Annotated in this window: 18 protein-coding genes; 15 read left to right on the plus strand and 3 right to left on the minus strand. The window is 67.7% G+C overall.

The annotated features are described in order from the left end of the window. Positions 1–2 precede the first annotated feature (2 nt). On the minus strand, positions 3–902 hold the full coding sequence (locus ACFPME_RS03455) for an EamA family transporter (RefSeq protein WP_377302042.1): 900 nt from the start codon (positions 900–902) through the stop codon (positions 3–5). Positions 903–1,016: 114 nt separating this feature from the next. Between ACFPME_RS03455 and ACFPME_RS03460 the strand changes: the two genes are divergently transcribed. The 3 genes from ACFPME_RS03460 (at position 1,017) to ACFPME_RS03470 (ending at position 4,389) form a co-directional block, all read left to right on the plus strand. Continuing rightward, positions 1,017–1,475, plus strand: coding sequence for an Lrp/AsnC family transcriptional regulator (locus ACFPME_RS03460; RefSeq protein ID WP_377302045.1), 459 nt, complete (start codon positions 1,017–1,019; stop codon positions 1,473–1,475). 118 nt (positions 1,476–1,593) lie between these two features. Beyond that, entirely contained in the window at positions 1,594–3,834 is a 2,241-nt protein-coding gene (gene parC, locus ACFPME_RS03465) for a DNA topoisomerase IV subunit A (protein ID WP_377302047.1), read from the plus strand. Between the two features lie 120 nt (positions 3,835–3,954). Continuing rightward, the gene (locus ACFPME_RS03470; protein WP_377302049.1) at positions 3,955–4,389 is read left to right on the plus strand and encodes a hypothetical protein; all 435 of its coding nucleotides are present in this window, start codon (positions 3,955–3,957) and stop codon (positions 4,387–4,389) included. Positions 4,390–4,659: 270 nt separating this feature from the next. Here the strand turns inward: ACFPME_RS03470 and ACFPME_RS03475 are convergent, their stop codons facing one another. After that, the gene (locus ACFPME_RS03475; protein ID WP_377302051.1) at positions 4,660–5,550 is read right to left on the minus strand and encodes a LysR family transcriptional regulator; all 891 of its coding nucleotides are present in this window, start codon (positions 5,548–5,550) and stop codon (positions 4,660–4,662) included. 135 nt (positions 5,551–5,685) lie between these two features. On the opposite strand from ACFPME_RS03475, the gene ACFPME_RS03480 reads away from it, so the two are divergent. From ACFPME_RS03480 to ACFPME_RS03515, 8 genes are all read left to right on the plus strand, one after another. Next, positions 5,686–6,294 carry an NADPH-dependent F420 reductase gene (locus ACFPME_RS03480; protein ID WP_377302053.1) on the plus strand — a complete coding sequence of 203 codons (609 nt, stop codon included), beginning with the start codon at positions 5,686–5,688 and terminating at the stop codon, positions 6,292–6,294. A 37-nt stretch (positions 6,295–6,331) separates the two neighbouring features. Next, entirely contained in the window at positions 6,332–7,066 is a 735-nt protein-coding gene (locus ACFPME_RS03485) for an SDR family NAD(P)-dependent oxidoreductase (protein WP_377302843.1), read from the plus strand. Between the two features lie 64 nt (positions 7,067–7,130). Further along, positions 7,131–7,763, plus strand: coding sequence for a methyltransferase (locus ACFPME_RS03490; RefSeq protein ID WP_377302055.1), 633 nt, complete (start codon positions 7,131–7,133; stop codon positions 7,761–7,763). Positions 7,764–7,827: 64 nt separating this feature from the next. Continuing rightward, positions 7,828–8,670, plus strand: coding sequence for an oxidoreductase (locus tag ACFPME_RS03495; RefSeq protein WP_377302057.1), 843 nt, complete (start codon positions 7,828–7,830; stop codon positions 8,668–8,670). A gap of 133 nt (positions 8,671–8,803) precedes the next feature. Then, complete coding sequence (locus ACFPME_RS03500) at positions 8,804–9,094, plus strand: biotin--protein ligase (protein ID WP_377302059.1); 291 nt, start codon at positions 8,804–8,806, stop codon at positions 9,092–9,094. Then, a complete protein-coding gene (locus tag ACFPME_RS03505) occupies positions 9,091–9,867 on the plus strand; it encodes a lipoate--protein ligase family protein (protein WP_377302061.1) in 777 nt (258 codons plus the stop codon). The genes ACFPME_RS03500 and ACFPME_RS03505 overlap by 4 nt, the downstream gene beginning before the upstream one ends. 126 nt (positions 9,868–9,993) lie before the next feature. Continuing rightward, a complete protein-coding gene (locus ACFPME_RS03510; RefSeq protein WP_377302063.1) occupies positions 9,994–11,382 on the plus strand; it encodes a M16 family metallopeptidase in 1,389 nt (462 codons plus the stop codon). An 8-nt stretch (positions 11,383–11,390) separates the two neighbouring features. Further along, positions 11,391–12,809 carry a M16 family metallopeptidase gene (locus ACFPME_RS03515; RefSeq protein WP_377302065.1) on the plus strand — a complete coding sequence of 473 codons (1,419 nt, stop codon included), beginning with the start codon at positions 11,391–11,393 and terminating at the stop codon, positions 12,807–12,809. A 117-nt stretch (positions 12,810–12,926) separates the two neighbouring features. On the opposite strand, the gene ACFPME_RS03520 is transcribed toward ACFPME_RS03515, so the two are convergent. After that, a complete protein-coding gene (locus ACFPME_RS03520) occupies positions 12,927–13,415 on the minus strand; it encodes an NUDIX hydrolase (RefSeq protein WP_377302067.1) in 489 nt (162 codons plus the stop codon). Between the two features lie 117 nt (positions 13,416–13,532). Between ACFPME_RS03520 and ACFPME_RS03525 the strand changes: the two genes are divergently transcribed. The 4 genes from ACFPME_RS03525 to ACFPME_RS03540 all read left to right on the plus strand — a co-directional run bounded on the left by ACFPME_RS03525 (position 13,533) and on the right by ACFPME_RS03540 (position 18,527). Further along, positions 13,533–14,351, plus strand: coding sequence for a phosphodiester glycosidase family protein (locus ACFPME_RS03525; RefSeq protein ID WP_377302069.1), 819 nt, complete (start codon positions 13,533–13,535; stop codon positions 14,349–14,351). A 32-nt stretch (positions 14,352–14,383) separates the two neighbouring features. Next, positions 14,384–16,774, plus strand: a complete 2,391-nt coding sequence (locus ACFPME_RS03530; protein ID WP_377302071.1) for a penicillin acylase family protein — start codon at positions 14,384–14,386, stop codon at positions 16,772–16,774. Between the two features lie 305 nt (positions 16,775–17,079). Further along, entirely contained in the window at positions 17,080–17,748 is a 669-nt protein-coding gene (locus tag ACFPME_RS03535) for a sigma-70 family RNA polymerase sigma factor (RefSeq protein ID WP_377302073.1), read from the plus strand. Then, positions 17,745–18,527 (plus strand): anti-sigma factor, encoded by a 783-nt coding sequence (locus ACFPME_RS03540; RefSeq protein ID WP_377302075.1) that lies wholly within the window; start codon positions 17,745–17,747, stop codon positions 18,525–18,527. Before ACFPME_RS03535 ends, ACFPME_RS03540 begins: the two co-directional genes overlap by 4 nt. Positions 18,528–18,539 lie beyond the last annotated feature (12 nt).

Here is an 18,539-nt window from a genome sequence, read left to right on the forward strand (position 1 = left end):
ACTCACCGGCGGCTGGCCCGGTGCAGCGTGACCGCGGCGATGACCAGCGCAATGCCGGTCATCTCGATGGCTTCCGGCATCTGGTGCAGCACCACGATGCCGATCACGCTCGCCGTGGCCGGCAACAGCGCCAACAGCAGCGCGAACGTGGCGCGCGGCAAGCGTGCCATCGCAAGCTGATCGCAGACATACGGAATCACCGACGACGAAACACCGATGCCGATACCGGCCGCGAGCAGCCCGGGGCTGACCAGCGCCGCCGCCGCGTCGTGCAGGCCCAACGGCATCACCAGCAGCAAGGCCACCAGCATCGCCGCAGCGAGACGATCGATGCCCTCGCTGTCGCCGTCCTTCGCCGCGCGATGTCCGAGCACGATGTACAGCATGAACAGTGCGCAGTTGGCGAAGGCGTAGACGAAGCCTATCGGCGCACCGGCGAGCCGGACGTGGGTGAGCATCCATACACCGGCCACCGCGACGGCCAGCGCCACCACGTTGCGCCGGGTGCGCGTGCCGGCCAGCGCCAGCGCGATCGGCCCGAGAAACTCGATGGCGCCGACGGTGCCCAGCGGCAGGCGGTCGATCGCCAGGTAGAAACAGATGTTCATGCAGCCGAGCACCACGCCCAGAGCCACGATGTTCCAGCGCGCCGCGACGTTTTGCTGCAGAAAATAGCGCCATGGTCGTCGCCACACGGCAAAGATCAGCGCGGCGCTGGCGATCCGCAGCCAGGCGACGCCGAGTGGCTCGACGCGCGCAAACAGCAAGACGGCGAAAGCCGGGCCGAGGTAATGAAAGACCGCACTGACGACGAAGTACAGGTGCGGCGGCAACCGCACGCCGAGTGCGATCTGCGTTGGCGCCAGCCGTTGGAAGGTCGGGGTATCTTGCTCGTCGTTCATGGCTCCACTTTTACAAAGTATCGGCGCATGATCCATGCTGAAAGAAAGGATTTGACGATCAGTATTTCACTTCTTGCAGGTCCAGCGTTCAAAATGCCTCAGATTTCAAATCTCATGTCCGATCCGCGCAACATGGCCCTGCTGCAGGCGCTGCAGGAGGACCCGCGCCAGCCCGTCAGCAAGCTGGCCGCCACCGTCGGCATGTCCGCGCCGGCGGTGAAGGAACGCCTGAGCCGGCTGGAGGAAACCGGGGTGATCCGCGGCTACCGGCTCGACCTGGATCCGAAGGCGCTGGGCTGGCCGATCACGGCGTATGTGCGCGTGCGCCCGGTGCCCGGACAGTTGCCGAAGATCGCCGAGCTCGCGCAGAAGATGCCGCAGGTCGTCGAGTGCCACCGGGTTACCGGCGAGGATTGCTTCATCATCAAGGTGCACCTGGACGCGCTGGAGAATCTCGACCTGATCCTCGACCGCTTCCTGCGCTACGGCCAGACCACCACCTCGATCGTGCAATCCACGCCGGTACCGTTGCGCGCGCCGCCGTTGCCCGCGATCAAGGGCAAAACCCGGTGACGCCCGGCGACCGCTGCGGCACAACGGCCACGCTCCCGCAAGCTGTCCCGGCCCAGCGCGTTCTGGCACCATCGACCGGTTATCCGCGCGTTGCGCGCTACTCGACAGATATCCCCGCATGAACCTGCAAGCCAATTACGAACAGATCCCGCTGAAGGAATACGCCGAGCGGGCCTACCTCGACTACTCGATGTACGTGGTGCTGGACCGCGCCCTGCCGTTCGTCGGCGACGGCCTGAAACCGGTGCAGCGGCGCATCATCTACGCGATGAGCGAGCTGGGGCTGGCCGCCACCGCCAAGCCGAAGAAGTCCGCGCGCACCATCGGCGACGTGATCGGCAAGTTCCATCCGCACGGCGATTCGTCGTGCTACGAGGCGATGGTGCTGATGGCGCAGCCGTTCTCGTACCGCTACCCGCTGGTCGACGGCCAGGGCAACTTCGGCTCGCCGGACGACCCGAAGAGCTTCGCCGCGATGCGCTACACCGAATCCAAGCTCAGCCCGATCGCCGAGGCGCTGCTGGGCGAGCTGGGCCAGGGCACGGTGGACTGGGTGCCGAATTTCGACGGCACCATGGACGAGCCGAGCTGGTTGCCGGCGCGCGTGCCGCACGTGCTGCTGAACGGCTCGATGGGCATCGCGGTGGGCATGGCCACCGACATCCCGCCGCACAACCTGCGCGAGCTGGCCAGCGCGTGCATCCGCCTGCTTGACGATCCGGACGCTACGGTGGCCGATCTGTTCGAGCATGTCCGCGGACCGGATTACCCGACCGAGGCGGAGATCATCACCCCGCGCGCCGACCTGCTGGCGATGTACGAGAGCGGCATGGGTTCGGTGCGTGCCCGCGCGGTGTACCAGCGCGAGGAAGGCAACATCGTGATCACCGCGCTGCCGCACCAGGTCAGCCCGTCGAAGATCCTCGAGCAGATCGCCGCGCAGATGCGCGCGAAGAAACTGCCGATGATCGAGGACCTGCGCGACGAGTCCGACCACGAGAATCCGATCCGGCTGGTGCTGGTGCCGCGTTCCAGCCGCGTCGATGCCGACGAGCTGATGCCGCACCTGTTCGCCACCACCGATCTGGAAAAGAGCTTCCGCATCAATCTCAACATGATCGGCCTGGACGGCCGGCCGCAGGTGAAGAACCTCAAGCGCATCCTCAGCGAGTGGCTGACGTTCCGCACCAGCACGGTGACCAAGCGCCTGGAGCACCGCCTGGCGAAAGTCGAACGCCGGCTGCACCTGCTGGAAGCGTTGCGCATTGCCTACCTCAACCTCGACGAGGTGATCCGCATCGTGCGCAGCGAGGACGAGCCCAAGCCGGTCCTGATCGCCCGTTTCAAGCTGTCCGAGGAACAGGCCGACTACATTCTCGAAACCCGCCTGCGCCAGCTGGCGCGGCTGGAAGAGATGAAGATCAATGCCGAACGCGACCAGCTCGAAGAGGAGCGCGCGAAGATCACCGTGCTGCTGAAATCGCCGGCCAAGCTGAAGGGCCTGATCAAGGAAGAACTCCGTGCCGACGCGGCCAAGTTCGGTGACGATCGCCGTTCGCCGCTGGTGCAGCGCGAAGCGGCCCAGGCGCTGGACGAAAGCGCGCTGGTCGCCAGCGAACCGGTCACCGTGGTGCTGAGCCAGAAGGGCTGGGCACGCGCGGCGAAAGGCCATGACATCGACGCCGAAGGCCTCAACTATCGCGAAGGCGATGGCCTGCTCGCCGCGGTGAAGGCGCGCACCACCCAGCAGGTCGCGTTCATCGACTCCACCGGCCGCGCCTATTCCACCCCGGCACACACCCTGCCCTCGGCGCGCGGCAACGGCGAGCCGCTGACCGGCCGCTTCAGCCCCGTCGCCGGCGCCAGCTTCGATGCGGTGATCGCCGGCGACAACGACACCCGGTTGATCCTCGCCACCGACTTCGGCTACGGCTTCGTCACGCGCTTCGAATCGCTCACCGGCCGCAACAAGGCCGGCAAGCAGATCATCAGCCTCAGCGACGGCGCCCACGTGCTGGCGCCGCAGGTCAGCGCCGACCCGGCGCGCGACCGCATCGTGGTGGTCACCACCGAGGGCCACCTGTTGATGTTCTCGGTGGCCGAACTGCCCGAGCTGGACAAGGGCAAGGGCAACAAGCTGATCGAGATCCCCAAGGCGAAGCTGGTCAGCGGCGACGAACGTGTGGCTGGCGTGGCCGTGGTCAGCGAGGGCAAGGGCGAGGTCACCATGTATGCGGGCCAACGCAAGCTCACCCTGAAGTGGGCGGACCTGGTCGAGTACGGCGGCAACCGCGCCACCCGCGGCGGCGTGCTGCCGCGCGGCCTGCGTCGGGTGGAGCGGATCGAGACCACCGGCTGACCATGACTTGCGGGAGCAGGAACTCGGTCGGAGGAACTTGTCGACGTCCGGCATTTCCAACAGGGACGTACACGCCGATGTGCCATCGTGCGTCGACTATGTGACAACCCCGGAGTGTGCATGAACATCCAACGGCTTCTTCCCGCCCTGCTGCTCACCCTGCTTGCCGTCCCGCTGTGTGCGCAGACCACCGGCAAGCCGTTGAACCTCAAGTTGCCTCCCAGCGACATCCCCGCCGCCAGCAGCACGGCCGCCAAGCCCGCTGCCAGCGCACCCGGCGTGTATTACGGCGACACCAGCGGACGCATGGGCAACAACGACACCACAGCCGCCGCGACAACCACCGACGATTGCGACGACTACAGCTACAACCAGCCGCAGATGCACGGCAGCGTCGGGATGGGCGTGGTCGGCGGCAACCATTTCAGCGGCAACTACCAGACCGGCACGGTCAACCTCAGCAAGGCCTTCGGCAGCTGCGACCATCCCAGCGGCGGCGTCAGCATTTCGATTGGTGGCGGCACCGGCCATTTCAACGACCGCCGCGACCACTGAAGCAGGAACCGCGTCCACTCGGACTCGGGGCCGGCCATGACGCAGAAGCAAACCTGGCGGCGCACGTAACGCACGGCGTTTTCCAGTACCGCGCCGAAAATCCCGGAGAGGTCGTGCGGGCCACGGCCAGGTCGCGCTCGCTCGTCGTTGATCGCAATGGTGTCTGACAGCACCGCCAAGTCGCCTGCTCAACTCCAGCGTTGACTGTCTGCTTCAGGCGGCGAGCGGCCATGAGCGGCAACGCATGCGCGCCTCTGCGACCGCATGAAGCTAAGGTCCCCCTAGCAGCGCGACCAGCCGCGACTCGCACGCTGAAAGATCGTAGCCCCGACGCTGCGAGACCATGAACGTGAGCGTCCCCAAGTGCCATGCGCGACGCTCGAGTTCGACGAGCTCTCCGCTGGCCAGATCCTCGCTGACGAGGTGCCGCGGCAAGTGTCCCCAGCCGAGGCCGGCCTTGAGCAGGTCGCGTTTGGCGCCGAGGTCGTTGACCAGCCACTGGCGCTTGCCGGCAACGCCCTGCTGGGTCTTTTCTGCGCCGGGCTGGTTGTCGGTGACGACGATCTGGGTGTGTCGACCGAACTCGTCCACGGGGATGGGTTTGGGTGTCGAAGCGAGCGCATGGGAAGGCGCGCATACCGTCACCATTCCCTCCTCGCGCAACCAGTGGCGTTCGATGGCGCCCGGGTTCACCTCCGGCACGTTCTGGATCGTGACGGCCAGGGCGCACAGCTTTTCGAGCACCAGGTGCTCGCCGCCCTGCATGGTGGTGATGCGCAGGTTGATCGCGGCGGTCGGAAACTCCTGCTGCAGCGTCCGCAAGCAGTCGATCAGGTGGGCGCGTGGAAAGTAGGCATCCACCGCCACCGACACCTGCGGCACCCCCACCTTGGCGATCGCGCCGGCGCGGTTCTTCATTTCCTCGGTGCGAGAGATCACCGCACGCGCATCCGGCAGGAGGCTGCGCCCCGCTGCGGTGAGCTGCGCCTTGCGCGTGTTGCGCTCGAACAACTCCACATCGAACGCACTTTCCAGCGCCTTGATCGCGTGGCTGATGGCCGACTGCGCGCGCGCGAGTTTCCGCGCCGCACCCGAGAAGCTGCCCTGGTCGCACACCGCAACGAACGCACGCAGCTGGTTGATGGTGACGTTGTCGAGCACGGGCCATCCAGAAAATAGATCGTATTAAGCAATATTTCGTCAATTGTGTTGATACGTCAAGCGACCCAGATTGATGGGGCAACCGGCCCGAACGGGCCAGCCCACTCCATCCCCGTACTGAAAAGGATCATCTCCATGAGCTACGCCATCATCGGTTTCGGTGCCATCGGCCAGGCCCTCGCCCGCGCCTTCGCCCGCAACAACATCGAAGTCTCCGTCGCCAGCCGGCGCGCGCCCGAAGCGCTACTGCCGCAGGCGCAGGCGATCGGATCCAAGGTCATTCCCCGGACGCTGCAGGAAGCGCTCAAGGCGGACGTGATTTTCCTGGCCGTTCTCTTCGAGGGGCATCGCGAGGTCGCCAAGGCCCTGTCGAGCTGGCAGGGCAAGACGGTGGTGGACGTGATGAACGGTTTCGAGGGCCTGTCTTCTGCCGACGTCGCCAAGGCCTTCCCCGGCGCCCGCTTCGTGAAGGGCTTCAATCACCTGCCCGCAAGGACGCTGGCCGCCGACCCGAACGTCAACGGCAGCCGCCGCGTCGTGTTCCTGTCGAGCGACGACCAGGCCGCCGCGGCGCAGGTGGCGGACCTCGCCGAACAACTGGGTTTCGCACCCGTCAATCTCGGGAAGCTTGCAGAAGGCGGCGCGCTGGTACAGGTGCGGGACAAGAGCTGGGCGCCGCTGATCTTCCAGGACCTGTTCAAGAACGAACCCGAGCGACCGGCGACCGCCGGCGCCGCATCGTAATCACCTATCTGTGCCATCCCGACCAAGGATCAAAGACATGACCAGACTGAATGGAAAGACCGCCGTGATCACCGGCGGCGCCACCGGCATCGGCCGCGCCGCGGCAAAGCGTTTCATCGAGGAAGGCGCCTTCGTCTTCATCTTCGGCCGCCGCCAGGAAGCGCTCGACGCTGCCGTGGCTGACCTCGGGCCCAACGTCCGCGCGGTGCAGGGCTCGGTGTCCGACGAGGCCGATCTCGACCGCCTCTACGCGGCAGTGAAGGCCGAGCGCGGCACCCTCGACATCGTCTTCGCCAATGCCGGGACGGGAAGCCTGCTTGCGCTCGGCGAGATCACCGCCGAACACATCGACGAAACATTCGACACCAACGTGAAGGGCACGATTTTCACGGTGCAGAAAGCACTGCCGCTGATGGGCACGGGCGGCTCGATCATCCTGACCGGATCGAGCGCCGGTACCACCGGTGCCCCGGCATTCGGCGCCTACAGCGCGAGCAAGGCAGCCGTGCGCAACCTCGCGAAGACCTGGGCGGAGGACCTGAAAGGCACCGGCATCCGCGTCAACGTACTGTCGCCCGGTCCGACGGCGACCGAACTGGCGAAGGCCGCGGTGGGCGAGGAGGGCCTGAAGGCCTTCGCCTCGATGAATCCACTCCAGCGCATGGGCGATCCGGCGGAGATCGGCGCGGTTGCCGCCTTTCTCGCGTCGTCGGACAGCAGCTTCATGACCGCCAGCGAGGTCGCCGTCGACGGCGGCCTGGCGCAAATCTGACGCGTCAGGCCCGGCCGGCATCCACCACGAGCTTTTCAGAAGTCATGCCACTTCGGAGGCCATCATGTACCAGCACTCCAAACGATCCGAGTTGTTGAGGTTCGCACGCGTCGATGCGGGCTCTATCGTGATCGACGTGTTTCCAGGCGACGGAGACTGGAGCGGCCTCTTTTCCGACATCGTCGGGCCCGAGGGGAGGATCTACAGCTTCGTGCCGGCCGAGGTCGCTCATCTCGGCAACGATCCGGTCGGCCGCATCCGGGCGCTGGCCGAGGAACCGGGGCGAGAGAATGTGCGGGCGATCTCGGCGGACCTCGTGGTGCTGCCGGAGAGTTCGCCACCCGCGGATGTCGTGTGGCTGCACCTGTTCTATCACGATCTCCACGCCGCGCTTCTCCAGACCCGGGGCGCAACCCCGGCCGACTTCAATCGAGCCGTTTATGAGCGGCTCAAGCCTGGCGGGTTCTACGTCATCGTCGACCACGTCGCCGCCACCGGGACGGGCACAAGCAACGCCGGGTCGCTGCATCGGATCGAACCCGCCGTCGTTCGCGAAGAGGTGGAAGCGGCGGGCTTCGTGCTGGACGCCGAAAGCAGCGTGCTGGCGAACAAGGACGATCCACACTCCCTCAAGGTATTCGACCCGTCGATCAAGGGCGAGACCGATCGCTTCGCCTATCGGTTCGTGAAGTGCTGACGGCGAGCCCTCCGCCCCACTGATCTTCCACGACCTATCCAAATTCAAGAAGGAGCCGTGAGCGATGCATGGCGATCACGACACGATCGCGATCGCCATGCAGGCCGGATCACTGCGCCATGAACATCGACCCCTTACCCAGGAACATCCCATGTCCAACCAATCCCATTTCCCGAATGAACTTGCCGGCCGCCGTGCCCTGGTCACCGGAGGCACGCGCGGCATCGGCGCGGCTGTCGCGCAGCGCCTGCTCGATGCCGGCGCCAAGGTCGTGGTTGCTGCACGCAAGCCCGACGACGACATGCCCGCCGGAGCAACGTTCGTATCCGGCGACGTCGCCACGAGCGAAGGCGTGGAGGCGATCGCGACACAGGCGCTCGCGGCGCTCGGCGGCCTCGACATCCTCGTGAACAACGCGGGCGGTGCGCGCGCGTTTCTGGAAGGGTCGTCGACGATTCCCGACGAGGCATGGCACGACAGCTTCGAGCTCAACCTTTTCGCCGCGATCCGCCTCACCAACGCCGTCCTCCCCGCGCTCCGGGCCTCGAAGGTTGCAGCCGTCGTGAACATCTCGTCGGCAGCGGCGACGATGCCGTTCGGCCCCTTTGCGCACTACGGCGCTGCCAAGGCGGCGCTCGAGTACTACTCGCGCACGCTCGCACTGGAAGTCGCGCCGGCAATCCGCGTGAACGTCGTGTCGCCCGGCGTCATCGCCACGCCGGGCTCCGACGAGTTCGCCAGGACGACCCCTGGATTCTCCACCGAGGCCTGGCTTCAGCTTCTGCCGCTGGGCCGCATCGGCGCCACCGAGGACATCGCCGAGGTCGTCGCGTTGCTCGTGTCCGATCGCGGCAAGTTCCTGACCGGCGCGAACTACCGCGTCGACGGCGGCATGACGGCGCGCTGACGCGTGCAACAAGGGGACGTGGCCGATGAATGGAGGCGTGGTCGATCGCCAGACCATTGATGTCGCCATCTTTGGCATGGCGGGCGCCACGAGGCACACTTACGCGGATTCGAGGTCATTCGGGAACGCGTACATGCACGGCGAATACAAGATGCCAGGCGGCAAGCTGGTGGTGATCGACCTCACCGTGCGCGAAGGCCGTCTCGCCGACGTGCAGCTGAGCGGCGACTTCTTCCTCGAGCCGGACAGTGCATTGGAGGCAATCAACCGCGCGCTGGAAGGCCAGCCGGCGCTCGCCGACGAAGCGGCACTCGCCGCCGCCGTGAAGCAGGAGCTCTCGCCGGACGTGATGATGTATGGTCTGTCGCCTGAAGCCATCGCGGTCGCCGTGCGCCGCGCCTTGCACGGGGAAGCCGAAGCATGATGCGCACCGACTGGCGCGACCACGACTGGCAGCTGATCCACACCGCGCCGCAATCGCCCACCCTGCACATGGCGCTGGACGACGTGCTGACCCACGAGGTCGGCGCCGGCCGCCGCGCGCCGACCCTGCGCATCTGGGAATGGGCCGCGCCGGCGGTGGTGATCGGCCGCTTCCAGTCGCTGCGCAACGAAGTGGACGGCGAGGCGGCCCGGCGCCACGGCATCGAGGTGGTGCGCCGGGTTTCCGGCGGCGGCGCGATGTTCATCGAGCCGGGCAACACGATCACCTATTCGATCTATGCGCCGCAGTCGCTGGTCAAGGGGCTGTCGTTCCAGGAAGCCTATGCCTTCTTCGACGCCTGGGTGCTCGAAGCGCTCGGCGAACTGGGCATCAAGGCGTGGTACCAGCCGCTCAACGACATCACCTCCGAAGGCGGCAAGATCGCCGGCGCCGCGCAGGTGCACCGCGGCGGCGCGGTGCTGCATCACGTCACCATGGCCTACGACATCGACGCGGCGAAGATGCTGGACGTGCTGCGCATCGGTCGCGAGAAACTGTCCGACAAGGGCACCGTCAGCGCGGCCAAGCGGGTCGATCCGCTGCGCAGCCAGACCGGCCTGCCGCGCGAGGCGGTGATCGAGCGCATGGTCGCCACCTTCCGCCGCCTGCACGGGCTCGCCGACGACGACTTGCGCGCCGACGAGCTGCTCCAGGCCGAAGCACTCGGGCAGACGAAGTTCAGCAGCCCCGCCTGGATCGCCGACGTGACGTGATCCCCACGCCGGAACGTCTTTCCGGGGCTTTTTGCACAGGGCAGTTCCCTCCCCCATTCGTCACTTGTCGACGCCGGCCGATCGCAGGAGGATCGGGCTTCCGTTCGCGTTGACAAGGAGAGATGGATGCGCACCGTACGACTGTCCGCACTGGTTGCCGGGCTGTGCCTGGCCTTTGCCGCCCACGCGGCCGACACCGATACCTGGAAACTGCCGGTGGCGGTGAAGAAACTCGACAACGGCCTCACCGTGGTGGTCTCCGAAGACCACAGCTCGCCCACCGTCGGCATCAGCATGGTCTACCACGTCGGCATGCGGCTGGAACCGCAGAACCGCACCGGCTTCGCCCACCTGTTCGAGCACCTGATGTTCGAAGGCACGCCGGACGCGCCCAAGGGCACCTTCGAGCGCGTGATCCAGGGCGGCGGCGGCGTGTTCAACGGCTCCACCCGCGCCGACTACACCAACTACATCGCTTCCGCGCCGTCGTCCGCGCTGGCGCCGATCCTGTGGCTGGAAGCGGACCGCATGAAGTCGCTCGACTTCAGCGCGAAGAACCTCGCCAACCAGCAGAACGTGGTGAAGGAGGAGATCCGCGTCAACGTGAAGAACCAGCCGTACGGCCTGTTCTTCTGGACCGACCTCAACCGCCTCGCGTTCGACAAGTGGGCCAACGACCACGACGGCTACGGCTCGTTCAAGGACCTGGACCACGCCAGCATCGCCGACGTGAAGACCTTCCACGACACCTTCTACCAGCCGGCCAATGCGGTGCTCGGCATCGCCGGCGACGTCACCCCGGAGCAGGCCTTCGCGCTGGCGCAGAAATATTTCGGCAGCCTGCCCGCCCGCGCGTTGCCGCCGCGGCCGGACGTCTCCGAACCGCTGAACACCAAGACGCGCCACGAGGAGCAGACCGATGCGCTGGCCAAGGTGCCGGCGCTGGCGATCGGCTGGAAGATGCCCGCGCGCGGCAGCAAGGACCAGATCCCGATGATGGTGCTGTCGCAGCTGCTGGTCGGCGACGACGCCTCGCGGTTTTACCAGGGCCTGGTCAAGGGCCGCGAGCTGCTGCTGAACATCAATGGCGGCGTGAACTTCCCGCTCGGCGACGGCAGCGACTATGCCGGTCCGACCCTGCTGGGCCTGTTCGCGCTGTACAAGCCCAACGGCACGCCGGAGCAGGTGCTGGCAGCGATCGACGAGGAGATCGGCAAGGTCGCCAGCGACGGCGTCGACGACGCCACTCTGGCCCGCGTGAAAACCAAGATGCTGTCGGACTGGTACGGCGGGCTGGAATCCTTCCTCGGCCGCGCCGACACGCTGGCCAAGCTGCAGACGCTGTGGGGCGATGCGAACGTCGCCAGCCGGATGCCCGGCTGGATCGAGGCGGTGAATTCCGATGACATCAAGCGTGTCGCCCGCGCCTATCTCACCGATGCGAACCGCAGCGTGATCGTGCGCCGCCCGGTCGCCGCTGCTGCCACTCCCGCCGCCAAGACACCCGCCAAGTGAGGACCGCCATGAAGACACACACGACATTCAAGACGCTCGCCCTCGCGCTTGGCCTGGCCCTGGCCGGCGTCGCCCAGGCATCCACCGCCGCGCTGCCGAAGGACCTGCCCGCCTACGGCCCGGACAAGCCGCTGCCGACCCCGCAGATCGCCCAGCGCACCCTGCCGAACGGACTCACCGTGTGGGTAGTGCCGCGCGAGGGCCTGCCCAAGGTCAACGTGGCGCTGTCCGTGCTCGGCGGCACCGCGGCCGACGATGCGGCCAGGCCGGCGCAGTCGCAGCTGATGGCGACCCTGCTCAACGAGGGCACCGCCACCCGCAGCTCGCGCGATATCGCCGAGGCGCTGCAGGCGATCGGCGGCGATTACAGCGCCAGCGCCGGCGACGACGCGGTCAGCATCCGCGCCAGCGCACTTTCCTCGCACGCCTCGCAACTGCTGGCGCTGGTCGCCGACACCGCGCTGCATCCGACCTTTCCCGCCAAGGAAGTCACCCTGGCCAAGGCCAACGCCCTGCAGAACCTTAAGGTGCAGGAGTCCGACCCGGACTGGCAGGCGCAGCGCGCCTTCGGCCATGCCGCCTACGGCGATCATCCGTACTCGCGTGACTCGCTCACCGAGGCCAGCGTGGAGACGGCCTCGCCCGATACGCTGCGGGCATTGCACGACGCCCGCTTCCGGCCTGATCGCGCCCTGCTGGTGATCGTCGGGCGGATCAGCGCAGACGAGGCCTTCAAGCTGGCCGAGCAGCAGTTCGGCAACTGGAAGGCCAGCGGCACGGCACTGGCCGATACCGCGCCGGCGCCGCGCACGGCGGCACCGCAACGGCTGATCGTGCCGCGCGCCGGCGCCGTGCAGAGCAATATCCGCTATGGCCGTCCCGCCGTACCCGCCAATGACCCGGACTACATCCCGCTGACCGTGGCCAACACCATCCTCGGCGGCGGCTTCACCAGCCGCATCACCCAGGACATCCGCGAGGACAAGGGCTACTCGTACAGCCCGTGGTCGCGCTTCAGCGCCAACCGCGTCGGCGGCAGCACGCTGGCCACGGTCGACGTGCGCAACGAGGTCACCGGCGCCACCCTGGCCGAACTGGCCAAACTGTACGGCAGCATGGCCAGCCAGCCGGCCAGTGCGGAAGAACTCACCGGCGCCAAGCGCCTGGTCGGCGGCATCTACCTGCTGCGCAACCAGATCCAGGGTGCGTTGACCGCCACCCTGGCGAACTACTGGGTCGACGGCCTGCCGCCGAGCTTCCTGGCCAGCTACGTCGCCGAGGCCAACAAGGTCACCACGGAACAGGTGCAGGCGATGGGGCGCAAGTACTTCGCCGCGAAGGACCAGAGCATCGTGATCGTCGGCGACCCCAAGGCGATCGACGCCCAGCTGAAACCCTACGGCGCGTTCACCGTGTTCAAGCCCTGAGCGCGATGCCGGTGAAGGGCGGGCACTGCCCGCCCTTCACCGGCGACGCTCACAGCCGCGGCGGGATGGGTTCGCGGATCACCGCGGCGACGATGCGGACGATACCGGCGCCGCCAGTCACAGCCGGCTGTACGACCACGACTGCATGCGCCCGTCCTTGTATGGCATCACGCCGTGGAACGGGCGCGGGTCGGCATCGAACACCAGCGGCAGGAAGTGGCGGTCGCCTTCCCACATCGGCAGGGTCAGCAGGCGCTCCAGCGCGACCCATTCGAGACTGCCTTCGGGATTGCTCGTAAATGGCGTGCCGGCATAACGATCGATCACGAAGATGAAGCCCAGCCAATCCTCGCCCTGCTTGCCGAATCCCGGCCAGTTCAAGCTGCCGCGCAGCTGCATCGATTCGCAGCTGATGCCGGCCTCCTCCAGGATTTCCCGCTGCATGCACGCGGCAATGTCTTCGCCCGCCTCCATCTTGCCGCCGAGGCCGTTGTACTTGCCCAGGTGCTGATCGTCGGGACGCGCGTTGCGATGGATCATCAACACTTCGCTGCGGTCGGGCGACAGCACGTAACCCAGTGTTGCGACGATCGGTGTGTAGGGCATGGCGCACGCATCGGAAAAAGACCAGTTTAACGGCAGCCGCCGTTCCGCGCCGCGCCGGCCTGAACGCCCGACGCAGCCGGACTTGCGTGCGCGCGGCAGGGCGGCGACCATCGACGGATGCATCCACTCGCATCACTTGCATCCCGAGCCCGCCGCCTGTGCATACCACGGCATGCGCTGCTGGCGCTGTTGCTGTTCACGGGCATGCCCGGCTGTGCGCCCACCGCGCGCGCACTGGACAGCGGCACGCTCGCATTCGAAGGCCAGCACTACCGCGTGGTACATCTGGATCTCAAGCGCGAACACCTGACCCTGCACTGGCGCGAGCCGAGCAGCGGCCAGCCGTTCGGCAGCATCGAGACGTTGCGGCAGTGGGGCGAGGCGCGCGGGCAACGGCTGCTGTTTGCCGCCAACGCGGGCATCTACGATCGCCAATTCGCACCGTTGGGCCTGCACGTGGAGAACGGCAAGACGGTGGTGCCGCTGAACCTGGCACATGGCAACCCGGCCTCGGGCAACTTCTCGCTGCTGCCGAACGGCGTCTTCGCGGTATACCCGGATGGGCATGCCGCCGTGCGCACCAGTGCCGCGTTCAAGGCCGAAGGCCGGAGCGCGCAATGGGCTACCCAGTCCGGCCCGATGCTGTTGATCGACGGCAAGATCAACGACCAGTTCATCGACGATTCGTCCAGCCTGAAATGGCGCAGCGGGGTATGCGTGAAAACGCCCACCGAAGTGATCTTTGCAGTGAGCGAGGCGCCGGTGAACTTCCACACGTTTGGACGGCTGTTTCGCGACAAGCTCGGCTGCCGCGACGCGCTGTACCTGGACGGCAGCATTTCGCAGCTGTACGTCGATGGCGAAGGCTACGCCGGTGCCCCGGCCTTCATGGTGAAACCGTACGCCGGCATCTTCGCCGTGTTCGCCAAGCCGTGAGGCCGGCTCCCGTCGCGACGCGGCGCAGGCGGGTGCTGCGTGCGCTGCTGATCGGCCTGCCGTTGCTGCTGTTGCTGGCGTTGGCCGCGGGCTGGTGGCTGCTCGCCGGCAGCCGTGCGCGGCTGGACGGCCAGCGTCCGGCCGCGGGCCTCGCTGCCGCGGTCAGCATCGACCGCGATGCGCTGGGCACGGTCACCATCGAGGGAAAAAACCGCACCGACATCAGTTACGCACTCGGCTACGTGCACGCACAGGAACGCTACTTCGAGATGGACCTGATGCGCCGCGTGAGCGCCGGCGAATTGTCCGCGCTGGTCGGGCCGGCCGCGCTGAAGGTGGACCTCGACCATCGCCGCCACCGCCTGCGCGCCGTGGCCGAGGCCGCCTGTGCGCAGTTGCCGCCCGCGGAGAAGCGCGAACTCGACCGCTACCGCGATGGCGTCAACGCCGGCCTCGCCGACCTGCGCGTGCGGCCGTGGGAATACCTGCTGCTGGGCAGCCGACCGCAGCCCTGGCGCTCCGAAGACAGCGCGCTGGTGATCGCCGCGATGTACCTGGACCTCAACGGCGACGGCCGCAACGAGCGCGAATTGCGCTACGCGCAGATGCGCACGGTGCTGCCCGGGTCGCTGGTGGATTTCCTGCTGGCGCCCGATCCCGACTGGGAGGCCCCGCTGAGCGGCCGGCTGTCGCGACCGTCGGTGATTCCGCCCGCCAGCGTGTTCGACCTGCGCCAGCTCGCGTCGCCGCCGCACTCGCCGACGCTGGCCGCCGCGCTGGCCCCGGCGCTCGACGCCCCACGCCCCGGCAGCAACAATTTCGCGGTCGCCGGCACACTCACCGGCAGCGGTGCGGCGATGCTGGCGAACGACATGCACCTGGGCCTGCGCGTGCCGAACATCTGGTTCCGCACCCGCCTGCGCTATCCCGACGCCAGCGCCCCGCACGGCCAGCGCGACGTCAACGGCGTCAGCCTGCCCGGCACGCCGGCGATCGTGGTCGGCTCCAACGGCCAGATCGCCTGGGGCTTCACCAACAGCTACGGCGACTGGCAGGACTGGGTGCGCGTGCTGCGCGATCCCGCCGACCCCACGCGCTACAAGGTGCCCGATGGCTGGGCCCGCATCGAAAGCCACGACGAGCACATCCGGGTCAAGGGCCAGCCGGATACCGTCCTCAAGGTCGAAGACACCCGCTGGGGTCCGATCATGGGCGAGGACGCCGACGGCACGCCGCTGGCGCTGGCGTGGATCGGCGGCCGGGCGCGCGGCTACAACGTCGAACTGATGCAGCTGGAACGCGCCACCGACGTGGCCGGCGCGCTGGACCTGGCGCCCCGGCTCGGCATGCCGCCGCAGAACCTGCTGGTCGCCGACAGCGCCGGGCACATCGGCTGGACCATCGCCGGCAACGGCATCCCGCTGCGCGCCGGCATCGACCCGCTGCTGCCGTCGGACTGGTCGAAACCTGGCAGCGGCTGGCAGGGCTGGGCCGCGCCGGCGCGCTACCCGCGCATCGAGAATCCCGCCGATGGACGCCTGTGGACGGCGAACAACCGTACCGTCGACGGCGATGCGCTGGCCCTGCTCGGCAACGGCGGCCACGACCTCGGCGCGCGCGCGCAGCAGATCCGCGACGACCTGCACGCCCGCGCCAGCTTCACGCCCGGCAGCCTGCTGGACATCCAGCTGGACGATCGCGCGTTGCTGCTGACCGGCTGGCAGCAGTTGCTGCAGAACACGCTCGCCGACAGCAAGGATCCGGCGCTGGACCAGCTGCGTGAACTCAGCCTCGCATGGCGCGGGCGCGCCACGGTCGACAGCGTCGACTACCGGCTGGTGCGTGCATTCCGCAGCGGGGTCAGCGAGGCGGTGCTGGCGCCCTTCGCCGCCGCGGTGAGGCAGCGCCATGGGGATTTCGGCTGGCCCGCCGAGAGCGGTGCCGAATCGGCGGTGTGGACGCTGATCCACGCGAAGCCGGCGCACCTGCTCAATCCGAAGTATGCGAGCTGGAACGCCCTGCTCCTGGACGCTGCCCGAAAGGTGGCGAGCGAACTCGGCCGGCAACCCGGCGGGCTCGGCGCCCAGCGCTGGGGCCGCTACAACCGCAGCGCGATCCGCCATCCGCTGTCCGCCGCGCTGCCCGGCTGGCTCGGCCGTTTCATCGACATGCCCGATCAGCCGCAGGCCGGCGACAACAACATGCCGCGCGTCGCCGCCCCCGGCTTCGGCGCCTCCGAGCGCCTCGACGTGTCACCCGGTCGCGAAGCCGAGGGCATCCTGGACATGCCGGGCGGCCAAAGCGACAACCCGCTGTCGCCGTACTTCGGCGCCGGTCACGCGGATTGGGCCGAAGGTCGGCCCACGCCCCTGCTGCCAGGTGCCCCCGGGCACACGCTGACGCTCATACCGGCGGGTTCCTGAGCGCGCCCGGGCGCGCTGTCTCATACGGCGGGGTGGCCGAACCGCAGCTCTTCCATCAACGCGTTGAAAGCGGCGCGACCGATGCCGGGGTGGCGGCGCAGCCTCTCCATATTTCTGCCGGGTGATGAACGCATCGGCGCCCATCTCGTCGCCGGTGCGGAACTGGGGCTGGCGGCCAACGCGAGAAGCGGCACGGCGGATATCCGAAGCGTCCATGGCATGAGCGGCAGGGCACGCCCGTCGCCTGTTTCCACTTGGACGCAGGGCGCGTCGACGGGATGCAAGGACCGGCTGGCTTGCCAATCTTGCAACGCCGCCTTCATGCTTGGGGAAGCGCCTTACGCGGGCCCATGCGGGAGCCGGCGAATCGCTGCATCGATGACTACGTCTTCAGATCCCAGGATGCTTTGCCCATGAGTGTCAGCAGCCCCGCCGAGCGTGACGAGCTGAACCAGCTTTTGCAGCGGGCCGGTCGCGGCGATCAGCAGGCGTTTGCCGAGCTGTACCGGCGCACCTCATCCAAGCTGTTCGGGATATGCCTTCGCATGCTGCGCGATCGCGGCGAGGCCGAGGAGGTGCTGCAGGAAACCTACACCACGGTGTGGCGTCGCGCGGCGAGCTTCGACGCGGCCAAGGCCAGCGCGATCACCTGGCTGGTCACGTTGTCGCGCAACAAGGCGATCGACCGGCTGCGCCAGCATCGCGAGGAGTTGATGGACGATCCGGCGAGGCTGGACGAGACCGTCGACGAGCAGCCCACGCCCGCAGCGGACGCTGAGACCAGCCAGGAGTATCAGCGCCTGCAGCATTGCCTCGATCAACTGGAGCCGCAACAGCAGAGCTCGGTGCGTGAAGCCTTTTTCACCGGCGCCACGTATAACGAATTGGCGATGCGCTGCAAGGTGCCGCTCGGAACGATGAAAAGCTGGATCCGCCGCAGCCTGATGCAACTCCGCACGTGCCTCGATCAATGAACACACCCATCGAAGACGGCAACAACCCTTTGCGCTACGCGGAGTACGTGCTCGGCGTGCTCGACGCCGACACGCGCGCCGAAGTGGCGCGCGAGGTGCTGGCCTCGGACGAGGCCGCCACCGCGGTCGCGCTGTGGCAGCGCCGGCTGATGCCGCTGGCCGATGGCATCAGCGAGGTCGCGCCGGCGCCTTACGTGTGGGCGCGGATCCATGACGCCCTGCAGCTGGACGCGCCGTCCCGGGATCGGCCGCGCAAGGGGCTGTGGAACAACCTGGCGTTGTGGCACTGGCTCGGCATCGGCGCCAGCGCGGTGGCTGTCGCGCTGCTGGTGGTGGTGTCGCTGCCGCGGCCGGCACCCACGCCGACGGCCGCCTATGCCGGCTACATGGCCGCCACGATCCAGCAGGACAACGGCAGCACCGGCTGGACCGCCACGATGGATCCGCAGCGCGCCCGCATGGTGGTGGTGCCGGGGACGCCGGTGGCGTTTGCCTCGGGCCGCGCGCCGGAGCTGTGGCTGATTCCGGCCGGCGAAAAACCGATCTCGGTGGGCATGATCGCGCGCGATCAGCCGACCACCCTCACGCTTGATCCGGCACTGGTGGCGCGACTGGGGCCAACCGCCGCGCTCGCCGTTTCGGTGGAGCCGATCGGCGGTTCGCCGACCGGCCAGCCGACCGGCCCGGTCATCGCCAAGGGTGCCATCGGCGCCGCGCCGGAGGTCGCCGGCAAGGTGGCCGTCAACGGAAACCTGCAGGCCGACCGGACCCGGGCCTGAGCAGGCCGGGCA

Source organism: Rhodanobacter umsongensis (assembly GCF_042654965.1).
Taxonomy (GTDB): domain Bacteria; phylum Pseudomonadota; class Gammaproteobacteria; order Xanthomonadales; family Rhodanobacteraceae; genus Rhodanobacter; species Rhodanobacter umsongensis.

What these genes read in the sequence shown, in the direction of transcription:
- ACFPME_RS03455 (WP_377302042.1), bottom strand. Translation starts at nt 902, where the DNA reads ATGAACGACGAGCAAGATACCCCGACCTTCCAACGGCTGGCGCCAACG.
- ACFPME_RS03460 (WP_377302045.1), top strand. Translation starts at nt 1,017, where the DNA reads ATGTCCGATCCGCGCAACATGGCCCTGCTGCAGGCGCTGCAGGAGGAC.
- parC (WP_377302047.1), top strand. Translation starts at nt 1,594, where the DNA reads ATGAACCTGCAAGCCAATTACGAACAGATCCCGCTGAAGGAATACGCC.
- ACFPME_RS03470 (WP_377302049.1), top strand. Translation starts at nt 3,955, where the DNA reads ATGAACATCCAACGGCTTCTTCCCGCCCTGCTGCTCACCCTGCTTGCC.
- ACFPME_RS03480 (WP_377302053.1), top strand. Translation starts at nt 5,686, where the DNA reads ATGAGCTACGCCATCATCGGTTTCGGTGCCATCGGCCAGGCCCTCGCC.
- ACFPME_RS03485 (WP_377302843.1), top strand. Translation starts at nt 6,332, where the DNA reads ATGACCAGACTGAATGGAAAGACCGCCGTGATCACCGGCGGCGCCACC.
- ACFPME_RS03490 (WP_377302055.1), top strand. Translation starts at nt 7,131, where the DNA reads ATGTACCAGCACTCCAAACGATCCGAGTTGTTGAGGTTCGCACGCGTC.
- ACFPME_RS03495 (WP_377302057.1), top strand. Translation starts at nt 7,828, where the DNA reads ATGCATGGCGATCACGACACGATCGCGATCGCCATGCAGGCCGGATCA.
- ACFPME_RS03500 (WP_377302059.1), top strand. Translation starts at nt 8,804, where the DNA reads ATGCACGGCGAATACAAGATGCCAGGCGGCAAGCTGGTGGTGATCGAC.
- ACFPME_RS03505 (WP_377302061.1), top strand. Translation starts at nt 9,091, where the DNA reads ATGATGCGCACCGACTGGCGCGACCACGACTGGCAGCTGATCCACACC.
- ACFPME_RS03510 (WP_377302063.1), top strand. Translation starts at nt 9,994, where the DNA reads ATGCGCACCGTACGACTGTCCGCACTGGTTGCCGGGCTGTGCCTGGCC.
- ACFPME_RS03515 (WP_377302065.1), top strand. Translation starts at nt 11,391, where the DNA reads ATGAAGACACACACGACATTCAAGACGCTCGCCCTCGCGCTTGGCCTG.
- ACFPME_RS03520 (WP_377302067.1), bottom strand. Translation starts at nt 13,415, where the DNA reads ATGCCCTACACACCGATCGTCGCAACACTGGGTTACGTGCTGTCGCCC.
- ACFPME_RS03525 (WP_377302069.1), top strand. Translation starts at nt 13,533, where the DNA reads ATGCATCCACTCGCATCACTTGCATCCCGAGCCCGCCGCCTGTGCATA.
- ACFPME_RS03540 (WP_377302075.1), top strand. Translation starts at nt 17,745, where the DNA reads ATGAACACACCCATCGAAGACGGCAACAACCCTTTGCGCTACGCGGAG.